The organism is Methanoculleus nereidis (assembly GCF_032944295.1).
Lineage (GTDB): Archaea > Halobacteriota > Methanomicrobia > Methanomicrobiales > Methanoculleaceae > Methanoculleus > Methanoculleus nereidis.
This window is the reverse complement of the sequence record NZ_JABFFQ010000001.1, coordinates 509,601-534,620: the sequence shown is the minus strand read 5'-3', so window position 1 is coordinate 534,620 and position 25,020 is coordinate 509,601. Positions and strand designations below refer to the sequence as shown.

20 protein-coding genes and 1 tRNA gene are annotated in these 25,020 nt (G+C 64.3%); 10 read left to right on the top strand and 11 right to left on the bottom strand.

Annotation, left to right across the window (positions count from 1 at the left end; translation table 11 throughout):
- Positions 1-6 precede the first annotated feature (6 nt).
- Positions 7-1,143 carry a CBS domain-containing protein gene (locus HL657_RS02905; RefSeq protein WP_317295332.1) on the top strand — a complete coding sequence of 379 codons (1,137 nt, stop codon included), beginning with the start codon at positions 7-9 and terminating at the stop codon, positions 1,141-1,143.
- Positions 1,144-1,602: 459 nt separating this feature from the next.
- On the opposite strand, the gene HL657_RS02900 is transcribed toward HL657_RS02905, so the two are convergent.
- From HL657_RS02900 to HL657_RS02890, 3 genes are read right to left on the bottom strand one after another with little or no spacing between them, the layout of a single operon-like run.
- The gene (locus HL657_RS02900) at positions 1,603-3,249 is read right to left on the bottom strand and encodes a radical SAM protein (protein WP_317295331.1); all 1,647 of its coding nucleotides are present in this window, start codon (positions 3,247-3,249) and stop codon (positions 1,603-1,605) included.
- Positions 3,239-3,859, bottom strand: coding sequence for a 6-hydroxymethylpterin diphosphokinase MptE-like protein (locus HL657_RS02895; RefSeq protein ID WP_317295330.1), 621 nt, complete (start codon positions 3,857-3,859; stop codon positions 3,239-3,241). The genes HL657_RS02900 and HL657_RS02895 overlap by 11 nt, the downstream gene beginning before the upstream one ends.
- Positions 3,856-5,358: a DHH family phosphoesterase gene (locus HL657_RS02890; RefSeq protein WP_317295329.1), complete on the bottom strand. Its 1,503-nt coding sequence runs from the start codon at positions 5,356-5,358 to the stop codon at positions 3,856-3,858. Before HL657_RS02890 ends, HL657_RS02895 begins: the two co-directional genes overlap by 4 nt.
- 71 nt (positions 5,359-5,429) lie before the next feature.
- Here HL657_RS02890 and HL657_RS02885 point away from each other — a divergent pair.
- A tRNA-Lys gene (locus HL657_RS02885) sits at positions 5,430-5,503 on the top strand.
- A gap of 379 nt (positions 5,504-5,882) precedes the next feature.
- Here HL657_RS02885 and HL657_RS02880 read toward each other — a convergent pair.
- On the bottom strand, positions 5,883-6,770 hold the full coding sequence (locus HL657_RS02880; protein ID WP_317295328.1) for an ABC transporter ATP-binding protein: 888 nt from the start codon (positions 6,768-6,770) through the stop codon (positions 5,883-5,885).
- Between the two features lie 80 nt (positions 6,771-6,850).
- On the opposite strand from HL657_RS02880, the gene HL657_RS02875 reads away from it, so the two are divergent.
- From HL657_RS02875 to HL657_RS02850, 6 genes are all read left to right on the top strand, one after another.
- Positions 6,851-8,653, top strand: coding sequence for a PrsW family intramembrane metalloprotease (locus HL657_RS02875; protein WP_317295327.1), 1,803 nt, complete (start codon positions 6,851-6,853; stop codon positions 8,651-8,653).
- On the top strand, positions 8,650-9,732 hold the full coding sequence (locus HL657_RS02870) for an ABC transporter permease (protein ID WP_317295326.1): 1,083 nt from the start codon (positions 8,650-8,652) through the stop codon (positions 9,730-9,732). The genes HL657_RS02875 and HL657_RS02870 overlap by 4 nt, the downstream gene beginning before the upstream one ends.
- Before the next feature lie 118 nt (positions 9,733-9,850).
- A complete protein-coding gene (locus tag HL657_RS02865; protein ID WP_317295325.1) occupies positions 9,851-10,528 on the top strand; it encodes a hypothetical protein in 678 nt (225 codons plus the stop codon).
- A 54-nt stretch (positions 10,529-10,582) separates the two neighbouring features.
- Positions 10,583-11,890, top strand: coding sequence for a methyl-coenzyme M reductase glutamine C-methyltransferase (locus tag HL657_RS02860; RefSeq protein WP_317295324.1), 1,308 nt, complete (start codon positions 10,583-10,585; stop codon positions 11,888-11,890).
- A 152-nt stretch (positions 11,891-12,042) separates the two neighbouring features.
- Complete coding sequence (locus HL657_RS02855) at positions 12,043-13,659, top strand: DUF2795 domain-containing protein (RefSeq protein WP_317295323.1); 1,617 nt, start codon at positions 12,043-12,045, stop codon at positions 13,657-13,659.
- Positions 13,660-13,862: 203 nt separating this feature from the next.
- Positions 13,863-15,137 (top strand): DUF2795 domain-containing protein, encoded by a 1,275-nt coding sequence (locus HL657_RS02850; RefSeq protein WP_317295322.1) that lies wholly within the window; start codon positions 13,863-13,865, stop codon positions 15,135-15,137.
- 41 nt (positions 15,138-15,178) lie between these two features.
- On the opposite strand, the gene HL657_RS02845 is transcribed toward HL657_RS02850, so the two are convergent.
- Positions 15,179-16,381 carry a radical SAM protein gene (locus HL657_RS02845; protein ID WP_317295321.1) on the bottom strand — a complete coding sequence of 401 codons (1,203 nt, stop codon included), beginning with the start codon at positions 16,379-16,381 and terminating at the stop codon, positions 15,179-15,181.
- A 130-nt stretch (positions 16,382-16,511) separates the two neighbouring features.
- Here HL657_RS02845 and HL657_RS02840 point away from each other — a divergent pair, with 130 nt between their 5' ends.
- Both HL657_RS02840 and HL657_RS02835 read left to right on the top strand, forming a co-directional pair.
- Positions 16,512-17,723, top strand: a complete 1,212-nt coding sequence (locus HL657_RS02840; RefSeq protein ID WP_317295320.1) for an NAD(P)/FAD-dependent oxidoreductase — start codon at positions 16,512-16,514, stop codon at positions 17,721-17,723.
- Between the two features lie 46 nt (positions 17,724-17,769).
- The gene (locus HL657_RS02835) at positions 17,770-19,245 is read left to right on the top strand and encodes an alpha-amylase family glycosyl hydrolase (RefSeq protein ID WP_317295319.1); all 1,476 of its coding nucleotides are present in this window, start codon (positions 17,770-17,772) and stop codon (positions 19,243-19,245) included.
- Between the two features lie 10 nt (positions 19,246-19,255).
- On the opposite strand, the gene HL657_RS02830 is transcribed toward HL657_RS02835, so the two are convergent.
- From HL657_RS02830 to dinB, 6 genes are all read right to left on the bottom strand, one after another.
- Positions 19,256-20,110 (bottom strand): MerR family transcriptional regulator, encoded by an 855-nt coding sequence (locus tag HL657_RS02830; protein WP_317295318.1) that lies wholly within the window; start codon positions 20,108-20,110, stop codon positions 19,256-19,258.
- A gap of 162 nt (positions 20,111-20,272) precedes the next feature.
- Complete coding sequence (locus tag HL657_RS02825; RefSeq protein WP_317295317.1) at positions 20,273-21,145, bottom strand: tetratricopeptide repeat protein; 873 nt, start codon at positions 21,143-21,145, stop codon at positions 20,273-20,275.
- A 52-nt stretch (positions 21,146-21,197) separates the two neighbouring features.
- Complete coding sequence (locus HL657_RS02820) at positions 21,198-21,671, bottom strand: HNH endonuclease (RefSeq protein WP_317295316.1); 474 nt, start codon at positions 21,669-21,671, stop codon at positions 21,198-21,200.
- Between the two features lie 59 nt (positions 21,672-21,730).
- Positions 21,731-22,156, bottom strand: a complete 426-nt coding sequence (locus HL657_RS02815) for a hypothetical protein (protein ID WP_317295315.1) — start codon at positions 22,154-22,156, stop codon at positions 21,731-21,733.
- A 139-nt stretch (positions 22,157-22,295) separates the two neighbouring features.
- Positions 22,296-23,129, bottom strand: coding sequence for an SDH family Clp fold serine proteinase (locus tag HL657_RS02810; RefSeq protein ID WP_317295314.1), 834 nt, complete (start codon positions 23,127-23,129; stop codon positions 22,296-22,298).
- Between the two features lie 53 nt (positions 23,130-23,182).
- Complete coding sequence (gene dinB, locus HL657_RS02805; RefSeq protein WP_317295313.1) at positions 23,183-24,262, bottom strand: DNA polymerase IV; 1,080 nt, start codon at positions 24,260-24,262, stop codon at positions 23,183-23,185.
- Positions 24,263-25,020: the final 758 nt, after the last annotated feature.

Below are 25,020 nucleotides of genomic sequence, written 5' to 3'. Positions count from 1 at the left end.
CTTTTCATGGAAGCGTCGCTACAGATCGGAACCCTGGCCGGGATTCCGGTCAAACTGCACTGGAGTTTCCTCCTGGTGATCCCCCTCTTCGCATGGATCATCGGGAGCCAGATCCTGCTCACGACCGGATTGATCGAGGCTCTCTTCGGTGTTCCGATCGACCCGACGCTGATTACGGAGGGGTTCAACCCCTACATCCTCGGGATCGTCGTCGCGCTCGGCCTCTTCTTCGGTGTCTTCATCCACGAGATGGCTCACTCGCTCATCGCGAAAGCGAAGGGGATCGAGATCCACAGTATCACGCTCCTCATCCTCGGAGGGGTCTCCCAGATGGAGGAGACGATGCCGGACCCGAAGATCGAACTGCCCATGGCGCTCGCGGGGCCGCTCACGAGCCTCGCGGTCGGCGTGATCTCCAGCGCTCTGGTCTACGTCTTCGCGGCGGTCGAGTTGGACCCGGGCATCGCCGGCGTCCTGATCTTCACCTTCGGCTACCTCGGGCTCCTGAACGTCCTGCTCTTCGGGTTCAACCTTCTTCCGGCGTTTCCCATGGACGGGGGGCGTGTCCTGCGGGCATGGCTCGCCCGGCGGATGCCGCTCTCGCGGGCGACCCGGATCGCCGCCGATGTCGGGAAAGGGTTTGCCGTCCTCTTCGGGATCGTCGGGCTCCTGCTCTTAAACCCCATCCTGATCATCATCGCCTTCTTCATCTACATCGGGGCGAACCAGGAGGCCACCTACCTCCGCTACAACATCCTGCTGCAGGACGTCATCGTGGCGGACGCGATGAGCACCCCGGTCGCCACCGTGGAGCTGACGATGCCGCTACCTCAGCTGCTGGAGATGATGTACGAGACGAAGCACCTCGGCTTTCCCGTGGTGGAACGGGGATCGCTTGTCGGGATCGTCGCCCTCGCCGACGTCCACAAGATCTCGCCGCAGGACCGCGAGGCGATGCAGGTGCGCGACGTCATGACCCGGAACCCAACCACCCTCCCGCCGTCGGCACCGCTCATCGATGCGCTGAGGATCATAACAGGCCAGGATATTGGGAGGATCCCGGTGGTCGCGGACGATGCCCTGGTCGGGATCGTGACCCGGACGGACGTGCTCCGGGTGATGGAACTGCGGGAGGAGGAATAGTCAGGCGATTTTTCGAAGGTGCGACGGACAGAACGACGGGGGTTTGAGATGCGCCGAAACTCCTCGAATTCCTGCCCAGCGGGCCATTGCATCCTACGGAAAGTCGTTCCGTTGGAACATCGCATAACCCCATGCACGGATTTCGAGGGGATATCGCCATTGGGGGTGGGGCTGACGGGGAGGGGGGAGCATCCCCCCTCCCCTGTCATCTCACACCAGATGCCTCTCCTCAAATAGCCCCCCACCGCCCGCGCTTCGCGCTCCTCCCGCCCCCCTCGGGGGGGCGGGCAGTGCGTGGCGATGGCCGATGGAAATCCGTAGATGGGGTTTGCAACTGACTTAAAGCGGGGGAGGTGAGCACCACAGGAACCCTATTCTTCAGGAGTGGAGTTTGAGCGCAGCCAGATACGGACAAACGCGACTCCTGAAAAGAACTACCACCAATAAAGAAACCCCGCCCTAAAACCTCATCACACCCTCGATCCCCGTCTCCCCGGCAACCGCCCGGAACTCTTTAAGGCTCTTAAAAGGCCGGCGGGCGGCGATGGTTGCGGCCCTCTTCTTTCCGACGCCGGGAATCCACCGGAGCGCCGCGACCGGCAGGGTGTTGACCTCCACCGGGCAGGGGAGGGCCGTCACCGACCGCATCCCCCAGTCCACCACGACGGCGTCGAGCACCGCCCTTGCCGGGAGTTCGAGGGGGATCCCGACGAGGATGGGGTACGAGCCCATCTGCCGCCCGAACGACGGTTTGCCGGGAACTTCGACGACGACTTCCGGAAGAACGGTCCCGGCGGGAAAGACCCGGCGGAGCATCGGTTCGTCAAAGTGCGTCCGGGCCCACTCCTTGAACGCCCGGAACCGGGCATCGTGCTTCCCGAGGGTGTTCTCGTCGTAGGCCTTTGTCCCCTCGAACGGCATCAGCTGCCGGATGTTCACCCGCCGCACCAGGAGCCCGGCATCGAGCACCCGCCGGAGGAATGCCTCGTTTATGTCGAACGTCGCCGATGTCTCCCCCGCGAGGCCGACGATGAAGTTCAGGCCCGGGAGGAGTTCGGGGACGCCACCCGTCCGTCTTGCCCCCACATCATTCACGACCTCGATCGCGCGGAAGACGTCGTCCGGCATGGCTTTGAGGTTGTTTGCCCCCACAACCGCCGGGTCGGCGGTCTCCATACCGAAGGCCGCGGTGTCGCCGGGGGTGTGGCCGGCCACGATCGCCGCGAGCGCCGCCCGTGCCGCATCCTCGTGCCGGGCGATGGTGCCCGGGTTAATGTTGTCGATGTGCAGGGTTGCCAGATCAGGAGCGCTCTCCCTGACGGCCGAGAAGAGTTCTTCGAGCATCTCCGGGCGCGGGACCGGGAACTCCCCGCCGCCGCTGCTTTTGTAGGCGAGGAGGTCCGGCTGCCGGCCGAGCCTGAAATGGCGGGCGCCTGCCGAATGGAGCGCCGCCACCTCCTCCGCGATCCCCTCGATGCTCCGGTAGCGCGGGAGCCCGTAGAAGGGCTCGGTGCAGAACGAGCAGCCCCCGACCGTCGCCCGCGAGCACCCGGTCGCGGTCTCGAGTTCGCACATCACGTACGGGAATGCCGGGTGCTCGCCCACGATCCCGGCGCCCGCCACCGACCAGGGATCGGTCAGGGAGTAGTCGCCCGCACCGGCGGGCTCCCCGCCCGAGAGCCAGGTATCCAGCGCGATCGCAGGCGAGCCCGAGAGCGTGACGTCGAACCCGGCGATTGCCTGCCGGATAGCCTTCCTCCCGCCCCCGGGAGCGTAGCCGAAGGCGATCGGCCCGCCGATCGCGGTGGTCGGCTCCCGGAGCAGAATCCCAAGCTGCTGGATCTCCGTCAGGGTCGCGGGCTTCCCCCCGATGTAGGCGCCGGGCACGGTCAGGCCGGCGATCATCACCACGAGATCGCCGCGGCCGTGCCCGGCGACGAGGGTGGGATCGGCCCGGACCTGGTCGATGGTGACGTAACGGGCCGCGTAGCCGTGCCCGGCGAGGACGCCGGCAATCTCTCTCACGTAGGGGGAGATGTAGGGCGCGACGCCGAGGCAAGCGGGCTCGTCGACGTAGCCGTCGATGATGAGGGCGCTAGAGCTCATACCCGATCAGGCGCAGGAGTTCCCCCGCCCAGTAGAGTTTTCCCCGCTTGAGCGGGTCGACGTTTTTGTCGGCAAGGTCGAACCCGATGATCCGGATCCGTGCCGCCCCGAGTTCGTCGGCGGCAAAGACCGCCCGGTCCCCGTCGGTGAACCCGCCGAAGTTGTAGACGTGCGGGAGCGGTGCCGCCTGCGTGGTCGCGACGAACGGGCCGGGGATACGCGGGACCCAGTGGCGGAGGAGCGGGACGTTGTCGCCGTGTGCGTGCACGACCATCACCGTCCCCTGCTCCGAGAGGTCGATGAAGACGTCTGTCGCCCCGTCGAGGTCGGTGAAGACCGCGTCCGGCCGGATCCCGTGATCTGCGAGTACCTCCGCCGCCGCATCGGCGGCAAGGATCGTCCCCTCGATCCGGTCGATCTCATCCGGGAGAGAGGGCGCGTTTCCGCAGACCGTCACCTCTCTCCCCCGGATGAGCGCTTCAAGCAGCCCGACGTCGTCCCGATCCGCGAGATCCGCGAGCAGCCGTGCGGCAGCCTCGTCCGCCTCGCGCTCGAACCCGAAATACTCAAGAATTGCAGTGTAGTGAGGTTCCCAATCCGCAAACTTCATTGCTTGTCCTCGTCGTCCAGGCCGACGATGCTGGAGAACCTTTTCAGGATCGGGTCGATGATGAGATCGAGCAGGCCCTCCTTCTCCTTGACCATGGAGAAGTAACTGAGCGGTATCATGGCCGCGGCCATCGTGGCGTGCCCACCCGCCTCGCCGATAGGCCCGAAGGCCTCGGCCATCACGTTGCCGAGGTGGAGCCTGATATCCTTGTTGCGGGCGGAGATGACGATATTCTGGTCGCTGATACCGTAGACCAGCGCTGTGTTGACACCCTCGAGGTGGATCAGCATGTCGGCCGCCTGCGGGAGAGCGTCACGGTTCCTGATGTAGCCGACGTTGGAGAAGAGGTAGCCGCTCTTGAGCCGCCGGTTCCGGATGGCGTTCCCGATGATCTCGACCGTCTCCTGCGATATAGAGGGAGACGTGATCTTGTCGAGGAGATCCGAGTCGGTCAGGGGAAGGAGGAACGCCGCGTAATTGAGGTCCTGCGGGGTGACGTTCCTCTTGAAATCTCTCGTATCGGCCCTGATACCGTAAAGAAGCGCGGTGGCCACCGATTTGTTCACCGGGATATCGAGTTCCATCAGGTACTGGGTCATGATGCTCGCCGTGGCCCCGACCCCCGGCCGGATGTCGACGAAGTCGGCGACAGTGGAAGGATGCTCGCCGTTCTTATGGTGGTCGACGATGATGTTGACCCGGGTGGACCTGGGGAGTTCGTTGTTCACGCCGGGTCCTGACGAGTCGACCAGGGCAATGTAGTTGCACTCCTCGAGGATCTGGGGGGTAAGCCGCTCCATCTTGATCTCGAGGAGGTTGATGAACGCCCGATTCTCCTGGTGCCCGATGTCCCCCTCGTAGAGGATGCGGCAATTGAGTTTGTTGCGGCTCGCATGCCGCGCAATCATCGAAAGTGCCATGGCACTCGAGATCGAGTCGGGATCGGGGTTTAAGTGGGTGACGATGCAGAGCGTTCCTTCCCAGGCGGCAAGCATATCGTAGAGCCGCAGGGCGAGCCGTGACGAGTGGAGCTTCCTGATGTGATGGATGGCGGTACGGGCCACCACCTCCTGCGGGTAGAGGACAATGTCGGCGCCCTCCTGCTGGAGGAGGTCGACGCTGACCGGATCGGTGGCGCGTGCGATGACATATGTCGCCGGGTACCGGGTCTTGACGGTCTTGAGCGCCGCGAGGTTGGCATCCCGGTCGTTAGCGAGGATGAACGCGACCTCCGGCACGGGCAACCCTTCCATGAGGTTCGGGTCCCGGAGGTCGCGAACGAGCGCTTCGTATTTCTGGTCACGAAGGTCCTCCACCCGCTTCTCGTCCTTATCGAGTATGATGAGATCTTCGTTTTCCTGCTCGAGCTCCTCTGCGACGTTATAGCCGGTGCTTCCGCAGCCAAAAATCATATATTTGATACGTTCCTTCGAAACGTTCTGGACCGCCTCAGGCATGCGTACAATGGTGTAACTTCTCATGGTATTAAGGGATTCCATTTCGGCGATTTTGGGGAGGGTTCCACAAGATTTATACCCTTTCCCATGTCATACTATTAGGTCAGATACATGGGCCTGTAGCTTAGTTCGGCAGAGCGACGGACTCTTAATCCGTAGGCCAAGGGTTCAAATCCCTTCAGGCCCGTCGAACACTCGATTCTTTCTATCGTTTGTATCCGATACCGATTCTTCAATGACAACCCTCCGGAGTGGTTTCTCCATTGCGGACAGGACGCCCGCCAGTCCGGTCAACCTCCATCACCCTTCGCCCGCGCCATTGTTTTTGGCGGGAGGCCGGTTGCTGCGAGGGTAACGGGGTTCTAGAGGCACATGCATGTCGCTGCTATATAAATCCTGCTCTGCGGGAAAACTCGCAAGAATGCTATGCAGGGAAGAGAAATGCGGGTAATCCTGTTCGGCACTCACTCCCGCAGATTGGGTGGCAGGGTCAAAAAACGAGGGTTATGGCTGCGCTGCATTCTGGAGGATTCAGCCGGATCCCATCCGGTCTCACGCGTCTCCAGTCAACGCCCAATCTTCAACAGCATCTCCTCGAGCGTCGGATAGCGCGACTCAATCCGCTCGATCATTGCGCCGTCTGCTGCAAGCGCCGCGGTCGTCCTGTTCAACTCCTCGACGGAGTGCGCCTCGGTGAGGTAGCGGCCGTCACTGGCAGAGTAGCCGACCGATGTGGCGAAGGCCACCGCGTCAGGTATCCGGAAGAAAACCCGGTAGGTGATCGAGCCGAAGGTCTCCCGGAGTTCGGGCATGGTGCCCTTCGCCACCACCTTCCCCCGGCGCAGGATCAGCACGAGGTCGCACGCCTCCTCGACCTGGAAGAGATTGTGGGCCGAGAAGATCACCGTCTTGCCCCGGTCACGCAGGCCTTTGACATAATCAAGCACCGACCGCGAGGTCATGGGATCGAGGCCGGAGGTAGGCTCGTCGTAGATGAGCAGGCCGGGATCATGCATCAGCGACCGCGCGATCGCAACCTTCCGCTTCATCCCCTTCGAGAACTCCCCGATCTTCTTCCCATCCGTTTCAAGCGCGAGCGAAGCGAGGAGTTCGTCGCGCCGCTCCCGGATGACTACCTTCGGGAGACCATAGATCTCACCGAAGAATGCAAGATACGCATCCGTGGTCATCGTCTCGTAGAGCCGCGACTCCTCGGGGAGGTAGCCCAGGTTCTGTTTCAAGTCGAACGGCCTTCTTGCGACATCGATCCCGTCAACGACGAGGCTGCCTGCCGTCGGCGCGATAAGGCCGGCCATAATCTTCAAGAGCGTCGTCTTGCCGGCGCCGTTATGCCCGATCACCCCGAGTATTCGTGCATCGTCGAGGTCAAAGGTGACACCGTCGAGGGCCGGGAAGTCACCATAGTGCTTGACGAGAGAGCGCGCCGTGATCATCAGGTATCCCCTATGTCTCCGATGCCTACTAATAGGTTGCTGCATAGAGATATGGTCCTCCGACACCTTCAGGGGTCACCATGAGTCTTGCCACCTCCATCCGGACGATCGCCGTCTGGGAGATAAACCGGTCGATGACCACAATGGGGAGAAACATCCTCCCGCTCGCGGCAGGGCTACTTATCCTTCTGGTGCTGGTGACGGTGTTTGCCGCCCAGAGTGGCGTCCATATGCAGGACGGCATGTACCGCATCGGCATCGACGACCCCGACGTTGCCCGGATTGTCGCCCCGGACAGCCGCTTCGCTGCCTACCTCGACAGCGGCCCGGCCCTCTGGGAAAACCGGTTCGCGTACGACATCGTCATCATGAACGGCGAGGTCTACGCTGCAGACACAGATAAAGGGCGGGCGGCGTTAAAGACGCTCGAACGCGACTACGAGACCTATGTCTCCTATGTAGCCGCCGGAGAACCCGACCTCTTTGCCGCCTACCCACTCTGGATCGATCTCCAATATATAAAGAGTGAGATCGATTTCCTGGCGACCCAGAGTGGGCAGCAGGTCGGCGCCCCGGCGGGTGCCCGGGTGCCGCCCACTCCCTCAGGCCCGGTCGAGGCGGTGACCCTCCCGCCGTCGGCGATGCCGGTTTCCGAGGACGACCTCCGGGAGCACCTGGAGATAGGGGGCGGGCATCCCCTCAAACGCTACACAGGCATCATCTCGGGCGATTCTGCGATGGACAGGCTCAGGACGCCGTCGGAACTCTCGGCGCCGCTCCCCTTCGACGCGATCGTTCTGGTCTTCGTCTTCATCTTCCCCCTCTACTTCACCTCCCAGTTCTTCATGATGAGCGTGATGAACGAGCGGGTGGGAAGAGCCGGGGAGGCCCTCCTCTCCACCCCCATCAGGGCGTCTGCGATCGTCGTCGGCAAAGCGCTCCCCTACTTCACGATCATGCTTCTTATCGTGGCCGCTATCACCCTCTTTGCCGGGGCACCGCTCACGATCCTCCTCCCGCTCATCCCGGTCATTCTCTTCTTCCTCGCAAACGCCCTGATCATCGGGATGGCCGCCCGGAGCTTCAAGGAACTCTCGTTCGTTTCGATCTTCTTCTCGACCCTCGCCACGTCGTACCTCTTCTTCCCGACGGTCTTTGCAAACACTCACATCATAAGCATCATCTCCCCTCTCACCCTGGTCGTCCTCGAGATCCAGGGCGACGGGTTCACCGCCATGGAGTTTGTCTACTCGACCGCGCTCTTCTTTGCAACAAGCATCATCCTCTTCTACGTCGGGACCGTGAACTTCCGGGAGGAGCGGCTCTTCTCGGAAAAGCCCCTCGCATCAAGGCTCATGGACTTCATCTCTGGCGGGATCAGCCGCAGCCACCCGCACCTCTCGCTCTCCCTCCTTGCTGCCTTCACGATACCGTTCGTCTTCATGGTCCAGATGATGACGCTCATCCTCTTCTTCAACATCCCGATGCCGCTCTCCCTCGTCCTCCTGACCGTCTCTGCGGCGTTCATCGAGGAGTTTGCGAAGTCGATCGGGCTTTACGCGGTAGCAAGGGAGCGCCCCGGGTTCCTGACCGTGAGGAACCTGCTCCTCGGGGCGGCAGCAATCGGCCTCGGGTTCCTCATCGGGGAAAAACTCCTCCTCTTCGTGACGCTCGCCCAGATCACCGAGTCGATCTTCGGGAGCGTCCTCTTCCTCTCCCTCCAGGTGCTCTGGATGCCGCTCCTCCTCCACATCGCCGGGGTGCTGATCACCGGCGGCTTCCTCCTGCTCTGGGGGCGGCGAGCCTACGGGCCGGGGCTCGTCGTGGCGAGCGTGGTGCACAGTCTCTATAACCTTCACTTCCTGTCGGGGGCGCTCCTGTGAACGCGCGCCGTATCGCTATCGTCGCGAAGAAGGAACTCTTTGGGCTCTCTTCGGAGAAGACGATCGTCTTCGCCATCCTTCTGCAGGTCTTCATCGCGATGTTCTCCTCGTTTTTGATGGTGGGGCTCACCGCCATGTACGATCCGGAGGCGATCGAGGGGTACTCGACGATCACCTACGGCGTCGGCTACGCCGGGGCGGACTCAGCCCTCATCGACGAGTTCGAAAAACGGGACGACCTCGTCCTCCACCGGATGGACCTCGATGTGGCACTTGTGGCGCTCCGCGACCGGGCGGTTGCGGCGGTGGTCTATGTCCCGGATACGCCGCCGGATGCGGAAGAACCGGTCACGGTCACGCTCTACCTCATCCATAACGACCTGCAGTCGAGCGTCATCAACGTCAAGGTAAAAGAGGCCCTCCAGGGCTACGAGAAGGAACTCCGGGAGGTCCGGGCCGATCGGATGACTTCGTTCCCCGTCAGGCTGAACTTCCCCGAATCCGGAAGCGGCGAGAACTTCTTCGAGTTCGTCTACGGCCTCCTGATCCCGTTGCTTGCCCTCCTCCCGGCGATCGTCTCGGCGGCCCTGATCATCGACCTCATCACCGAAGAGTACCAGCGCCAGACGCTTGAGACGCTCATCTCGACCCCGGTCACCTTCGCAGAGATGGTCTGGGGGAAGATCGCCGCCTGCGAGGTCCTGGTCCCGATCCAGGCAGGAGTGTGGTTCCTCCTTCTCGGGGCAAACGGCATCGCGGTCGATAACGCCGCCGCGATTCTCCTCCACGTCTCGGTGGGCGGGCTCTTCCTTATCCTGCTCGGCGCCCTCGTCGCCCTTTACTACCGCGAGCGGACGAGCGCCCAGTTCATCTTCTCGACAGCGCTCGTCGTGGTCTTCCTCCTCGTCATGGCCGTCCCCTACAATCCCTTGAACCTCATGGTAAGGCTCGCGGTGGATACCGCCGGCCCCGTCCACTGGCTGATCCTCGCGCTGGTCGCGGGCGCGACGGCAGTCCTCGGATGGATCACGACGGTCTACGCCCGGCGAATCGGGGAAGCCGCCCCACCGGTCCGGTGAGCTCACCCGCCAGACGGTCCACGGGGTCCCCGGCGGAGGGGCGCGGGCATAGCCACCATTTCACCGCCTCATATCGTGGACAAAATATATACCAGAGGGTATGTAATTCAGCCCATCAATGACCCACCTCCGTCACCACAATACCACCTGTGCGGTCTGCGGCGAGTCCTGCCGGTTCACCATCCCCGAAGCCGCAGGCAGCGTCGGGTCGCGCGACCTCGATACCCGTCCCGCCGAACCCCTGCGTTCCACCATCTACGCATGGGTGAAACGATGCCCGTCCTGCGGCTACTGTGCCCCTGACCCGGGCAAAGCCCTGGAAGGCGTGGCCGACGTGGTGAAACTCCCGCGCTACCGCTGGCAACTGGACTCCCGCAAGTTCCCAAAGATTGCAAACACCTTCCTCTGCTGGTCTATCATCCAGGAAGACCTCGGCACCCCGGCCCAGGCGGCGTGGGCATCCCTCCACGCTGCATGGATCTGCGACGATGAGGGAGAGGACGTGGCCGCACGGGTCTGCCGGACACGTGCCGCCGACCTCCTGCGGCGGGCGTGGGAGAAGGGCGAACGCCTGGCATCCCAGCCAGGGACAGACGAGGCGCTCCTCGCTGACCTGCTCCGCAGGGCAGGGAGGCTCCGGGAGGCCCGCGCCGTGGTAAAGAAGGCGCTGGAGCAGAACCCGCAGCCCGTCATCGCCGATATCCTGCGGCTCCAGGCCAGGCTGATCGCCGCATCGGACCGGGGTGTCCACACCGTTGCCGAGGCCCGGCGGTTCAGTCGGCCGGCACCGCTCTGACCGGGGGACCGGCAGATCCCCACCATTTGTATATTGTTCCACCGATACTCTATCATGGAGATCACGATCCTCTCCCCCGGCATCTACACCTACGGCGCCATGCTGATCGGCGGCGTCCTCCGCGACGCGGGTCATCGGGTGACGCTTACCCGGACGCCCGCCGCGCCGGCCGATTCAATCCTGCTCATGAGCCTCTTCTCGACCCAGCACCTCCTCGATCCCGCGATCCGGGACCTGGTCCGGACTCACCGCGAGCGCGGAGGGCTGGTTTACGTCGGGGGGCCGGTCTCGGCCGCGCCGGAGATGGTGCTCGGGGAGCTCAGGCCCGACGCGGTGGTCGTCGGCGAGGGCGAGGAGACGGTTGTCCGCCTCGTCGGGGAGGGGGTCTCGGATACCCTCCCCGGGATCGCGTATCTCGACGCCGGCCGGCCGGTCGTGACGCTCCCCGCCCCGCCGGCGCCGATCGACCGGCCGCTTCCCCTGATCCCGGACGACATCGGGGACCAGAGCATCCGGGGCGCGAGCGCCTACATCGAGACCCACCGGGGGTGCATCGGGGGGTGCACCTTCTGCCAGGTGCCCCGGTTCTTCGGAAGAGCGATCCGGAGCCGGCCGCTTGAAAGCGTTATCGAGGAGGTGAAGGCCTTTTCGGCGCACGGCGCAACAAGGCTCTCGGTCTCAGGGGGGACCGGGTCGCTCTACGGCTCCAGCAACGGGGAGATGAACCCGGAAGCCTTCATCGAACTCCTCCGTGGGATGGCAGAGGTGATGGGGCCGAAAAACGTCTCCTCCCCCGACATCCGCGTGGATTGCATCACCGACGAGATCCTGGACGCCATCCGGCAGTATACCATCGGGTGGGTCTTCTTCGGGATCGAGTCGGGGAGCAAGCGGGTGCTCCGGCTGATGGGGAAGGGCGCGACCGTCCGTCAGGTCGAGGAGGCGGTGGAGCGGTGCCGGGAACACGATCTTCGGGTTGCGGGAAGCTTCATCGTCGGCTACCCGGGAGAGACAGAACGCGACTACGAGGCGACGAAGGACCTGATCGCCGCGCTCTCGCTCGACGACGTCTTCGTGAGCAGCGCCGAGCCCATCCCGGCAACACCGCTCGCCGACCTCGTGGTCCGGACACCCCGCGATAAGAACCCGGCATTCGTGCCGCACACCGGGGAGTACCGGGCGCTCAACCTGACCGAGAGCGAGGCCCGGTGCTTCGACCTGATGATGCACGCCGATCTCTTCCGCCCGCAACTGCGGCTCGTGACCGACGAGGTCTACAACGTTTACCTTGCCGAGGCAAGGAAGCAGGGACGGGATATCAGGGCGGCGACCGAACTTATCCTCCGCTACGCCCGGGCGTAAGTTCGGGCCGGCACCCTTTCTCCTCTCTACGCTCTCGTCCCGGATATCGGCCGGTTCGCCCGAGCGGGAAACGCTTAAGTATCCTCGATCCTCTACCCCCCTGCCTTGAAGGGGATAACCCTTCGCAGGTAAACGAGTTGGAGGGAGATACGATGGCTGAAAGACAGGCAGGATCGATGCTGGAGACCCGGCCGAGGCGGGAAGAGACAGTGGATCTGATGCGGGCACATGACATCAGGGATATCAAGGTGCGGAACCCGGAAGGGGAGAACCTCGGCGATATCAGCGATATCGCCATTGACCGCGACAGCGGCTGCGTCGCGTATGCCGTGCTCTCCTACGGGGGGATACTCGGGTTCGGCGAGAAGCACTTCGCCATCCCCTGGGAAGCGGTTCGCACCCGCCCGGGCGAGAGGAGCGCCGTCGTGGATGCGGATAAGCGGACACTGGACACCACGCACGGGTTTGCCAGGGACAGGATGCCTCGCGAGGGGGACTGGAGCCTGATCAGGACATCACCCCCGGCGCGTGCGGCAGCGGAACCCGCGCCCCCGGTGACGGAGAGGGAAGTCCCGCCACCACGGGAGGCGGGTACAGCGGCAGCAGCAACAGGCGCAGCGGTTACAGGCGCAGCAGCCGCAGGCGCAGCGGCGGAGCGCACGCCCCCCGGCAGGGAGAGGGCCGTTCCGACGCCGCCGGGCGTCCAGACGGTCGCGGGCGGCTGGGGCGGACAGCCGACGGGCCAGCGTGTCGAGGAGCGGCCGGTAACAACGGAGGCCCCACCCCGGGAGCCCGGCGTCAAGGAAGTCCAGAGGGAGCGCACGGGTGGGATGGAGACCCGGCCCCGGGAGACTGTTGTCGAGGAGGTCCGGAGAGAAGAACCGGTTGAGACGGTGACGCCACCCCGGGAGACCATCGTCGAGGAGGTCCGGAGAGAGCGCCCTGCCGAGATGGAGACCCGGCCGGTGACGGAGGCCGAACGGCCCACGACGACGCCGGGACCGGCCCCCGGGCACCTTTCGGCCGCCGGCCTGCAGACCTACCTCAAGGGCATGGATTACCCCGCGGGCAGGCAGGACCTGATCGCCCACGCCAGAAAGAACCAGGCCCCGGAGAGCGTGATCACGGTGCTCGAGGGCTTCAGCGACCGGTCTTACCGGTCTGCCGCCGAGGTGAGCGAGGAGTTCGGCAGCGAGATTCGCGGCGGACGGCCGGCACGGGCGGAGACCATTGTCGAGGAGGTCCGCGAGGAGCCTCCCGTTACCCGGACGGGAGCCCCGTCGCTCGCCCACCTCTCCGCCGCCGACCTGCAGGTCTACCTCAAGGGTATGGACTACCCGGCGGGCAGGCAGGACCTGATGAACCACGCCCGGAAGAATAATGCCCCGGAGAACGTGATCACGACGCTTGAAGGCTTCAGCGACCGGACTTACCGGTCCGCTGCCGACGTGAGCACGGAGTTCGGCAGAGAAACCCGTGGGGAGCAACCGGTTGGCATGGAAACCCGGCGGGAGACCGTCGTCGAGGAGGTCCGCGAAGAGCCCCCCGTTGCCCGGAGGACGGGATCACCGTCGCTCGCTCACCTCTCCGCCGCCGACCTGCAGACCTACCTCAAGGGCATGGACTACCCCGCGGGCAAACAGGACCTGATTACCCATGCCAGAAAGAACAACGCCCCGGAGAACGTGATTGCGGCGATCGAAATGTTCGGCGACCGGACCTACCAGTCAGCCACCGACGTGAGCACGGAATTCGGCAACGTCAAGTGAGGGGATAGACTCCACCGCTACGGGTGGCAGCCGGGAAACACCCCTCCCGCTCTCCCCCGTATACATTTTATGCGGTGGAGAATCCCCTGCCGACGCCCCGGCACCGGAACCGGGGAACCCTTAAATAGTCGCAACACGCATCGCCCGCTCTGCGCGAAGGTGAAGACTGCCTTCGGAAGCATACAAGGGATATGGTGGTTGCAATGGCTGAAACGATTCTGGAACAGCAGGTGCGGAGGACGGAGGGGCAGGAGTTCTTCTCATCTGAAGATGTCGTAGGGAAGCGGGTGAAGAACCCAGAGGGCTATGACCTCGGTGAGATCTCAAGCCTCCGGGTCGGTCTCCCCACAGGAAGAGTGGTATACGCGGTGCTCAGGACCGGAGGAATGTTCGGTCTCGGGTCGAAGCTCTTCGCGATCCCTATCGAGGCCATGGTCTACCGGCCGGGGGACGACGTCTTTGTGGCGAACATCAGCAAGTATAAGCTCGACAACGAGCCCGGATTCTCTGAAGGCGATTGGCCGCGGGAAGCAAACTGGAGCCTGATCGAGTCGAGACGGCCGATGGGGCCCCCGAGCCAGGAGGAGGCCCGGGCCGTGACCCGGACGGAGGCACCGCCCCGGGAGGTCATCACGACGGAGCGCGTGGAGGTGCGGGAGAGGGGCGTCCGCGAGGAGATGCCGATAAAAGCCAGGGAAGTAGAAGAGGGCAGGGCCAGGCCGGTGGTGCCCGTGACGGAGGCACCGCCCCGGGAGACTGTTGTCGAGGAAGTCGAAACCCGGCCAGTGACGGAGGCGCATGCGCCGACGCTCGAGTCCATGATGAAGGCCGAGGACGTGGAAAAGGGCAGGGTCGAGACAGCAGTGCCCGTGACGGAGGCACCGCCCCGGGAGACCGTCGTCGAGGAGGTCCGGAGAGAGCCCCCTGCCGAGATGGAGACCCGGCCGGTGACGGAGGTCGAACGGCCCACGACGACGCCGGGACCGGCTCCCGGGCACCTTTCGGCCGCCGGCCTGCAGACCTACCTCAAGGGCATGGACTACCCCGCGGGCAGGCAGGACCTGATCGCTCACGCCAGAAAGAACCAGGCCCCGGAGGGCGTGATCACGGTGCTCGAGGGCTTTAGCGACCGGTCTTACCGGTCCGCTGCCGAGGTGAGCGAGGAGTTCGGCAGCGAGATTCGCGGCGGACGGCCGGCACGGGTGGAGACCATGGTCGAGGAGGCTCGCGTAACGGGGGAGGTCCACGAGGAGCCTCATGTTACCCGGACGGGAGCCCCGTCGCTCGCCCACCTCTCCGCCGCCGACCTGCAGGTCTACCTCAAGGGTATGGATTACCCGGCGGGCAAACAGGACCTGATCGCCCGCGCGAGAAAGAACGACGCCCCGGAGAACGTGATCACAGCGCTTGAAGGCTTCGGCGACCGGACGTACCGGTCTGCTGCCGACGTGGGTAGTGAGTTCGGAAAGGTCAGATAACCCGCACCAATTTTTTTTGGGACACCGCACCTGTCCGCACGCTACAGGACAAGCTTCGTCTGCACCGCATCCCGTCCGCCGAACGTGAGGTAGCGCCCGGCGGCCTTCCCCCGGATACCGGCCCGGGCAAGATCGGCAGATCCGGTAAACGGCCGCACTCTCCGTAGCGCAAGGATCCGGTCCGCGGCCTTCGGCCCGATTCCGGGAACCCGGAGGAGGTCGCGGCGCGGGGCAAGGTTGACGTTCACCGGTGCGCTCCCGGCCGCAAGAACAACTTTTGGGTCCCGGTTTGCGAAGAACCCCTCCTCGTCGAGGGCTGCCCGGAGCTCGTCGGCCGTAACCCCATAATCACGGAGCAGGTAGTCGGCCTGGTACCACCGCCGCGCCCGCCATGTCGGGGTATCGGGATGCGACGCGAGGGGAGTCCCCGAGAGAGCGCGAAACGCCGAAAAATAGACCCGGGAGGGCCGGACCCGCCGGTACTGGTCGGCGAGGCAGGAGAGGATCTCCGCATCGGTCTCGTCTGCCGCCCCGACGACGAACTGCGTGGTGTGGCCGCCGGGCTTCTCCTCCGCCACCCACGACTGGCGCTTCAGGATGTCCTGCCGGTAGTCCTTCACCCCGGCGATATCCCCAAGGCGGTCGGGGGACGTTGTCTCCAGGTTGATGCTGATCCGGTCGGCCACGCGGGCGGCGTCGCGGATATCCTCCCGGATTGCGCCGGGGAGGACCTTCAGGTGAAGGTAGCCGCCGTAGCCCCGGCGGCGCAGGATCTCCCCCGTCTCCACGAGATCGTGCATCACATAATCGACGTCCCGGGGGATGCCGGAACTCAAAAAAAGTCCTTCGACGAGTCCGTCCCGCCAGAGGCGGAGGAAGGTATCGGCGAACTCCCGGGGGGAGAAACTCACCAGCTCCCGCTGGGTGCGGACGGCGCAGTAGGCGCAGTCGTAGGAGCAGGTGCCGTTGAGGAGCATCTTGAGCATCCGCCCGCACCCGCCCGTCCGGCGGTTGTAGGGGATATAGGGAGCGATCACGGTTCGCACATTCGGATCTTCGAGACCGCCAGGGGCTTCTTGAGATGCACGATGGGTATCGAGCGGAACAGGCAGAATTTCCGGCGTTTGAGAGGTCTTTTTGGCGTCGAGCGTCATCGGGAGGAGTTGAAGGCATTCGCCCGGGCTGCAGATGTCGAACCGCCCGGCAGCGGTGAGATAGGTGAGTTTCTGCTCCAGAGCGGACATACCGGAAGCATCGACCCGCGAATAAAAGAGCCTGCTCCGCGGAGGGTGAAAGTGCTCGGGGAGCGATCTACTCTCCCGGGGGAAAGAAATATGGTCTGTGCCGGAATCTATCATCGCAAGGAGAGAGGAGATGAAGAGTCGGCCCGAATACGATGCGGTCGTCGTCGGCGGCGGGCCCGCCGGAAGCACCGTCGCCTGCCTGCTCGGGGAGTCCGGGCACAGCGTGGCGCTCCTCGAGCGGCGGGCGTATCCGCGGAACAAAGTCTGCGGGGGCTGCCTCAGCCAGAAGACCGTCCGGTTCCTCGACCGGGTCTTTTCCCTCCCGGTTTCGACCCTCCGGCGGGAGGAACTGCTCGACTTCACCGGGACGGGGTACGCGCTCTACATCGGGAGCAGGCGCATCCTCGCCGAAGACCTTGCGGAACCGGTCTACTTCACCCGCCGGGAGCGTTACGACACCTACCTTGCCGGGAGAGCGGCACAGGCAGGAGCGGAAGTCCACACGGGCGCGGAAGTGACTGCGGTCGACCACGCCCGCCGGACTGTCACGACATCGGACGGCGACCGGTATTCCGCCCGGGTGATCATCGGGGCGGACGGGGTTCACAGCCGGGTCAGACGCACCCTCCCGGAGAGCGTCGTCGACAGGAAGCGGTGGCAGAACAACCTCGGGTGGACGCTGGAACTCGCGGTCCCCCGCAGGGAGGCGGAGGCGCTCGTAAACGTGGACGGGCCGATCCGCCTGGATGACGGCCTCGCGACGCCCCACCTGGTCCTTGGCACCTGCCGGTGGGGCTACGGATGGGTCTTCCCGAACAGGGAGGCGATTATCATAGGGATCGGGGGGCTGCTATCGGCAAACGGAAACAATTTCCGCGAAGAACTCGCAGCGTTCCTGAAGTCTGTCGGGCTCTCCGCGTTCGCTGGCTGGAAACCGGCGGGATACCCCTTGCCGCTCGGGAACTACATCCCCTCCCCGGCCCACGAGGGGACGGTCCTCGTCGGCGACGCGGGCGGATTTACAGGCCCGCTCCTCGGGGAGGGGATCTTCTACGCTCACCGGACGGCGGAACTTGCCGCCCACGCCATAGATCGCCATCTTACCGCCGGAGCACCGCTCGCCGCGACCTACACCGCCCTCCTCCGCCGGCGCCTCATCCAGGAACTGCGGGCAGAGACGGCGCTCCGGAACTTCCTCTACCGCTGCCTCGACGCCCGGATGCATGCGCCGCTCGTGGCGTTCATGCGGGCGACGAACACCCTGGTCGTCGACGCGGTGCAGGGCACCCGGTCGTTCCGGGGGTTCTGGCGTGACGGCGACCTACACTCCGGTGTCTGGTAAAGTCAGAGATATATCTATCCGCCTGCACATCCGAGGAGATCCTGCCATGAACACTCAACGCCACCCCGCCCTCTACGAGGTCAACGCCCGCGTCCTGCTCCGGCGCCTCGCCCGGGAGGCGGGCAGCCACGTCACGCTCAACGATATTCCGGACACCTGGCTCGCAAACCTTGCCGGGTGCGGCTTTTCCTGGGTCTACCTTATGGGGGTCTGGGAAACCGGGGAGGCCGGGCGCCGGGTCTCCCGCTCGAACGAGCAGTGGCTCGCCGGGTACCGGTGCCTGCTCCCCGACCTTGTCGAGGAGGATATCTGCGGCTCTCCCTTTGCCGTCACCGGCTACCGGCTTCACCCCGAACTCGGGGAGGCGGAGGATCTCGTTCGGTTCCGTGACCGCCTGCACCGGCACGGGATCCTGCTGATGCTCGACTTCGTCCCGAATCATACCGCTCCTGACCACCTCTGGGCACGTGACCGCCCCGACTACTACGTCCACGGCACAGAGGAGGAACGCGCCCGCCGACCGCAGGAATTCATCCGTTTGGACCTTCCCGGAGGCTCGACCGTCCTCGCCCACGGCCGAGACCCCTACTCCGGCGGCTGGCCCGACACCCTGCAGCTCGATTACGGCAACCCGGCCTTGCAGGAGGCGATGGGCGCCGAACTGAAGAGGATCGCGAGGCAGTGCGACGGCCTCCGGTGCGATATGGCGATGCTCATCCTCCCGGAGGTTTTCCGGCAGACCTGGGGATGGGAGATAGAGCCGTTCTGGCCCCGCGCGGTTCGGGAGGTCCACAAAGAGCACCCCGGGTTTACCTTCGTGGCTGAGGTCTACTGGGATCTCGGGTGGAAGCTCCAGCAGCAGGGGTTTGACTACACCTACGACAAGCGTCTCTATGATCGGCTCAGGAACGGAGAGGCCCGGCCGGTGCGGGAGCATTTCTGGGCGGACACGGAATACCAGCGAAGATCCGTCCGGTTCCTCGAGAACCACGATGAAGGGCGGGCGGCGGCATCCTTCCCGCCCGACCGCCACCGGGCAGCCGCCGTCCTCGCCTTCCTCTGCCCCGGTCTCCGGTTCTTCCACCAGGGGCAGTTTGCCGGGCGGCGGAAGAAGGTTCCCGTCCACCTCTGCCGGTGGCCGGAGGAGCCGGCCGACCGGGCCATAGGAGAGTTCTACCGGAGGCTTTTTACCTGCCTGCGCCTGCCGGTGTTCCGGGACGGTGATTGGCGGCTCCTCGACTGCAACCCCGCCTGGGAGGGAAACCCGTCTCACGACGGGTACATCGCCTTTGCCTGGGAACACGGAGGAGAACGCTGCATCATCACTGTCAACTACGCCCCCGACCGGGGCCAGTGTTACGTCCCGTTCCCGTGGGCGGATCTTGCGGGGAAGGCGGTCCGGCTCAACGACCTCATGGGGTCGGCGCGGTACGACCGGGACGGGGGAAGCCTCCTCTCTCCCGGCCTGTACCTGGATATTCCCGGATGGGGCTGCCACGTCTTTGAGGTCGCGGGAGAGTGACCGCTCCCCTTCAGGGGGACGGGGGGATCTCCTCCACCGGGAACTGGACCTCGGTCAGGAGTTCGTCCTCCAGCACCTCTGCGGGGTCGTTGAGGTAGAGCTCCCGCGAGGGGCCGGCTGGTGCAAGGCCGTGCTCACCCATGTAAGCAAAGAGCCGTTCGTAGGCCTTCCCGACGCCGGGATAGGGGCCCGTGTGGAGCACCGAGAGGAACCGGCCGCTCGGAAGGGTCACGACCTCGACGGCGGTTCCGTCGAGGTTGACGGAACCGGTGATCGGGATCGCCACCTCGATAGCCGCGTCCGTCTCCTGGTACTCCTCGTCGTGGCAGATGAACATGATCGGCCCGGTCACCTTTGCAGCAGGCTTCCGCCCTTCTGCAGGAAAGATATCAGCGCAGAGTTCCCCGATCAGTCTCGGGATCGCTTCCTGGTAGACACCCCGCTCCCGGCGGGAAAGCGCCCGCATGGCAGGGATATCCTTGATAACAGGTTCGGTAATCGACATACGAAATCCTCCGTTCAGTGGGTCCTGTGTCCGCAGGGCCTCTGCAATCGCATGCAGCCGTCCGATCTCCTGCTCGGTTGCAGCGAGACGCCGTGCAAAGTGCTCCCGGATCATCGCGGAATCGCCGCGTTCCCGTGCCCCGAGAATGGCGTCCACCTCGGAGAGGCCGAACCCGAGCCAGAGCAGGTGCCTGATATGAATGCCCCGCTCGGTCTGGGCGAAAGTGTAGTAACGGTATCCCGTGCAGATGTCTCTTGCCGCGGGGACGAGGAGCCCCCGCTCGTCGTAGAGGCGGAGCGCTTTCTGTGAGAGCCGGGTGATCCGCGAGAACGTGCCGATAGGGATCTGGTCGACTGGCATGGATACAATCCACCTGTTGGCGTCGCCGGGCAATAGACGATCGGAGTCTCCCCTGGGGGAGAGTTCCTGCCCGGCAGAATAGCTCCCGGTTGGACGGTGTCCGGTGTCAACCTTCCGGAACGGCTCCAGGCAGGCCGTGCCCGGAGGGAGAGTCCGGGCTCCTCACCACTTCTGAATGAGGGAGAGAAGCATCTTCCTGACCTGGGTGGTCAGTTCACAGGAGGGGTTTATCTCAAGCGCCTTGTCGGCGCACGCAAGTGCATGCCGGTACATGCCGAGGTGGTAGAGGACACTGCACTTCATACTCCACCCGGCGGCGTACTTCGGATCAATTGCGAGCACCTGGTCGAAGCATTCGAGGGCTTTGCGGTACTCCCCAAGCGCATACAGGGCGCCGCCCTTCAGGCTCCAGACCCGGACGGTCCCGGGATCGTCGGCGATGGCGTGATCGTAACAGGCGATGGCGTCCTCGTGCCGGTGCTGGAGGAAGCGGGCGTAGCCGAGATCGGTCCAGGCCGCCACAAAATGAGGCTCAATCGAGAGCACCCGTTCGTAACAGGCAACTGCATCGTCCAGCCGGTGCATCGCGACGAAGATGCCGCTCCGGTTGTACCAGGCGACCGCAGAGTTTGGATTGAGTTCCAGGGCGCGGTCGTAGCAGGCGAGCGCCTCCTCGAGCCGGTTGCGGCGCCGGTGAAGCATGCCCCGGGAGACCCACGCCGGAGCAAATTCAGGGTCAATCGAGAGTGCTTTATCCCAGCAGGCAAGCGCATCCTGATCCCTGCCGATGAGATCCAGAAAGACACCCTTGTTGTTCCACATCTTCACGTTTGCCGGATCATCTTCAAGCACGCGATCAAAGCATCCAATAGCCTCGTTGAATCGCCCTTGCTGGGCGAGGGAGACCGCTTTCCTGCTTACTGATGTATCTGTGCCGGTGCCGTCACGCCCTTCGGGATCACTTTTGCCGAAGAGTTTTCCCGTAATACTCATGCCGGACATTCCCCCCGTGGTCACGCTACTGGTAGCAGGCATACGATATAACCGTTCCCCCGCTCCCGGCGGTGATCAACGGAGGAAGCGGTCTTCAGGAACGTCCAGTCTCCCCGCCCACAGGGGATCGCGTCGACCGGGGGGCTCGGCGCCGTACTGCCGGGAGCAGCCGCGCCATCCGTCTCGCCCCTCCTTCCCGGCGGAGCTCGGTATGCACCCGGGCATGGCAGATGCCGCACAGCGTGGTAAGGTTAGCCGGATCGTCGTTCGTGGGGTCGCAGTCGAGATGGTGAATGTGAAGGTCCCGTTCACCGCCGCAGATAGTGCACCGTTGCCCGTCGCGATCCAGGATCGCACTTCGGACTGCTTTCCATCCTGGAAGGGCATACTTCTCCTGCGCCCGGATGTAGATCGAGAACCGTTCGCAGTAGATAGTGCCTGCGGTCCTCATGGCGAACGGGCACTGGTAGCAGAGTCGGCGGAAGCCGTTCCGGTCGGGACGATCGTTGCAAAGGGGGTCCAGGGAACGGTCGAACGCGTCCAGGCACAGCTGGAGATCGGTGCTCACGGTCAAAAGAAGGTAGGTTCCAGGACGGGATAAGGATGGGGTAACCCCCATCCCGTGGATCACGGCGGTGTCGGGACGGGTGTCGCGGGGGCCACAGACGTCCTGCTCTGGTGCAGGACAACACCAGCAGTGTTCCGGATCTCAATCTCGATTGCCGCGCCGTCCGAGGGGTCCTCCCGCGGGACGACGATCTCGATGGGGTTGCTGCGAGAGATATTCTCGTACCGCACGTCCTCCCGGGTCTCGATCGTCGTGCCCCAGGAGACATCCCGCTCGATCGTGTGGGTCACGCTGTAGGTTGCCGCTTCATCGGTGTTCGGGATGAAACGGAACTCTACACGGTCTTCGTAACCGGAGGTCTCGCTCCGGAACTCCGTATCCATCGCCTTTCCTGAAAAAGACTGTTGATCGGTGCATCCTGCAGAGAGGAGGAACGCCACAAGGAACAGGCAGACGAGCAATGCGTGCGTTATGGTCGAAGTCATTGTTACCGCTTCCTGTCGGCTCTACACTCACAGAAGCCCTGCGGGTGCGTGCCGCAAACAGAGTGCTGTTGGCTCCCAGACATTAAAAATGGGTTCTATCGGCGTTTCCGCCTATCCGGGAGAGAAGGACGGCGAAACGTCACCCTTTCTTCTCCTCTTCCCGGTAAGGGATCGGGACGTAGGCGACCGACGGGCGGCGGGGCATCGCCTGCGGGAAGAGGTCCATTAGCCGGTAGATCCCGGCGAGCATGCCTGAGGTGACGGGGAGCCCGAGTTCCCGTGCCTGCTCGAACGTGATCGGGTAGTCGTGGGTCCACGTCCCCTCCACAAGCAGCCGGGAGAGGCGATCCGCCCTCCCGGTATCCATCCGGTCTCCGAGCAGGCCAGTCACGAACTCCCGCATCTGGTTCTGGGCTTTTGAAGCGATGTCGACCAGGATGAAGGTCTCGTCATCGATCTCCTCCGGCGGTTTCAAACGTGGAACCCGGAGGATTGACGCTGCCGGGTACTCCCCGATCCGGGGATCGACCGGACCGAGCACGGCGTTCTCGTCCATCACCACCTCGTCGGCAGCGAGGCAGAGGAGCGTCCCGCCCGACATGGCGTAGTGGGGAACAAAGACCGTCACCTTTCCCCTGTGGCGCCGAAGCGCCATCGCGATCTGCTCGGAGGAGAGGACCAGGCCTCCGGGGGTGTGGATGATGAAGTCGATCGGCATCTCCGGCTCCGTGAGGCGGATCGCCCGGAGGATGTCTTCGGAGTCGTTGATGTCGATGTAGCGGTAGAACGGGATACCAAGAAACGCGACCCGTTCCTGCCGGTGGATAAGGGCGATAACCCTGGTTCGGCGCTCCACCTCCAGGTCCCGGATCGCCCGCAGGCGGCGGGTCCTGGTCACCTGCTGCTGGACGATCGGCACCGCGAAGAGGAGGAGAAGGATGGCAACGAGGAGCACGGTCCAGATATCGGGCATACCGGAACCATGGTGCACACCGCACGTAAAGAAGGTTCGCTTCACGGGACGTGTCAGGAGAGGAACTCGTCGATAGACGCCTGCCGGGTGCGCCCGCCCTCCAGCGTCGAGAGCCTGATCCCGAGGAGCCGGACGTCTGTGCCGTTGAGGAACGGCAGGAGCAGGGCGGAGGCAGCCCGCCGGATCACCCCGGGGTCCGCGGTGAACCGCGGGAGCGTCCGCGACCGGGTATGCGTATCGAATCCGCGATACCTGACCTTGACCGTGACGGTCCGGCACCGGAGACCGTCGGCGGCAAGTGTCTCCGCGACAACATCCGCAAGTTCGGCAAGGGTTCCCGCGAGGATTTGGGGGTCGGCGGTATCTGCTTCAAACGTCGTCTCCCGGGAGACGGATTTGCACCCCTCCCTGCCCCGGACCTCGCCGTCATCGATGCCCCGGGCGAGACGGTGCACCCGGACGCCGGGTCTCCCCAGCCGGGCGACGATCTCCTGGACGTCGCGGCACGCGAGGTCGCCGACGATCAGGATGCCCATCTGCCGGAGGCCTTCACCGGTCTTCTTCCCGATCCCCGGGATCTTCTCCACCGGCAGGGGGCCGAGGAATTTTGTAACCTCGTCCGGGCGGACGATCGTCAGCCCGTCGGGCTTCTGGTAGTCGGAAGCGATCTTCGCCACGGCCTTGCCCGGGGCGACGCCGACCGAGCAGGTGAGCCCTGTCTCGTTCAGGATCTCCTGTTTGATTGCGGCGGCAAGCGCCCTCGCCGCCGGGAAACTGCCGGCACCGCTGACGTCGAGGTAGGCCTCGTCGATGCTCACCTGCTCGATACGGCCGGCGTGGCGGGAGAGGATGGCCATGATCTCACCTGAGACCCGGACGTAGAACGGGCGGTCCACCGGGAGGTAGACGCCGCGCGGGCAGAGGTCGAACGCCCGGGAGATGGGCATGCCGGAGTGGACCCCGTAGCGGCGGGCCTCGTACGAGCAGGTGCTCACGACCCCGCGGCCCGCCCCTCCCTTCGGGTCGGCGCCCACGATCACCGGCCTCCCGGCAAGAGAAGGATTCCGGCGGATCTCCACGGAGGCAAAGAAACTGTCCATGTCCACATGCATGATGATCCGGCCGGTTGTCACTCTGTGAAGTCCCCCTCCCCGGTTTCTTACGAGAGTGTTGGAGGTCCGGCGATATAGGGGGTTTGGTGGCGTGGGGCGAAAGTGCAGGGTTGAAAGAGGGTTTGCACGGGTGCCGGATATGGGCCAAGAGCGGCTTCCTCTGATCATACCGGTAGTGACCATGTGAAAGCCCAAAAACAGCTTCCGAGGGGATATCGCGTTTGGAGTGGGGGTGACGGGGAGGGAGGAGCATCCCCCCTCCCCTGTCTCTACCCCGTAAGGCTATGCCTGTGACCCCCACTCGAAGACCTTCGGTCTTCTCAAGCTCCGGACGTCCGTCCGTCCGTCGCACCCCACCCGGCCTCCGGCCTCCTCACCCGCACCTTCGGTGCCTCAACTCCGCTCCTAGCGGAGCGTCGTTCCCCGCCCCGGGGGGCGGGGGCAGTGCGAGGCGATACCCCCAAGATCCACTGGAATGGGCATTTTCCACGGATCTAACATATCAATCTGCTGTAGAAATCCGTTTTTGGGCTTTAACCTCGTATCTTACACTTGCCTCGATCTCCAGACGCCCCGGCATGGAGCATCTCTGCAACAGGGGTTTCGCCCACCAGCCCACGCACCCCACCCCAACCCCTGCGCGCCTCCCGGTGACCGGGGCGGGCATCCCGGCGGCCGGAATAACCGATGATGCGAAAAAGTCACTGAAAATAAGCAAACTTCGTGATACAAATATAAAGCCTCATAAGACGTGGGCGAGTGAGAACCACTCGCTCCAC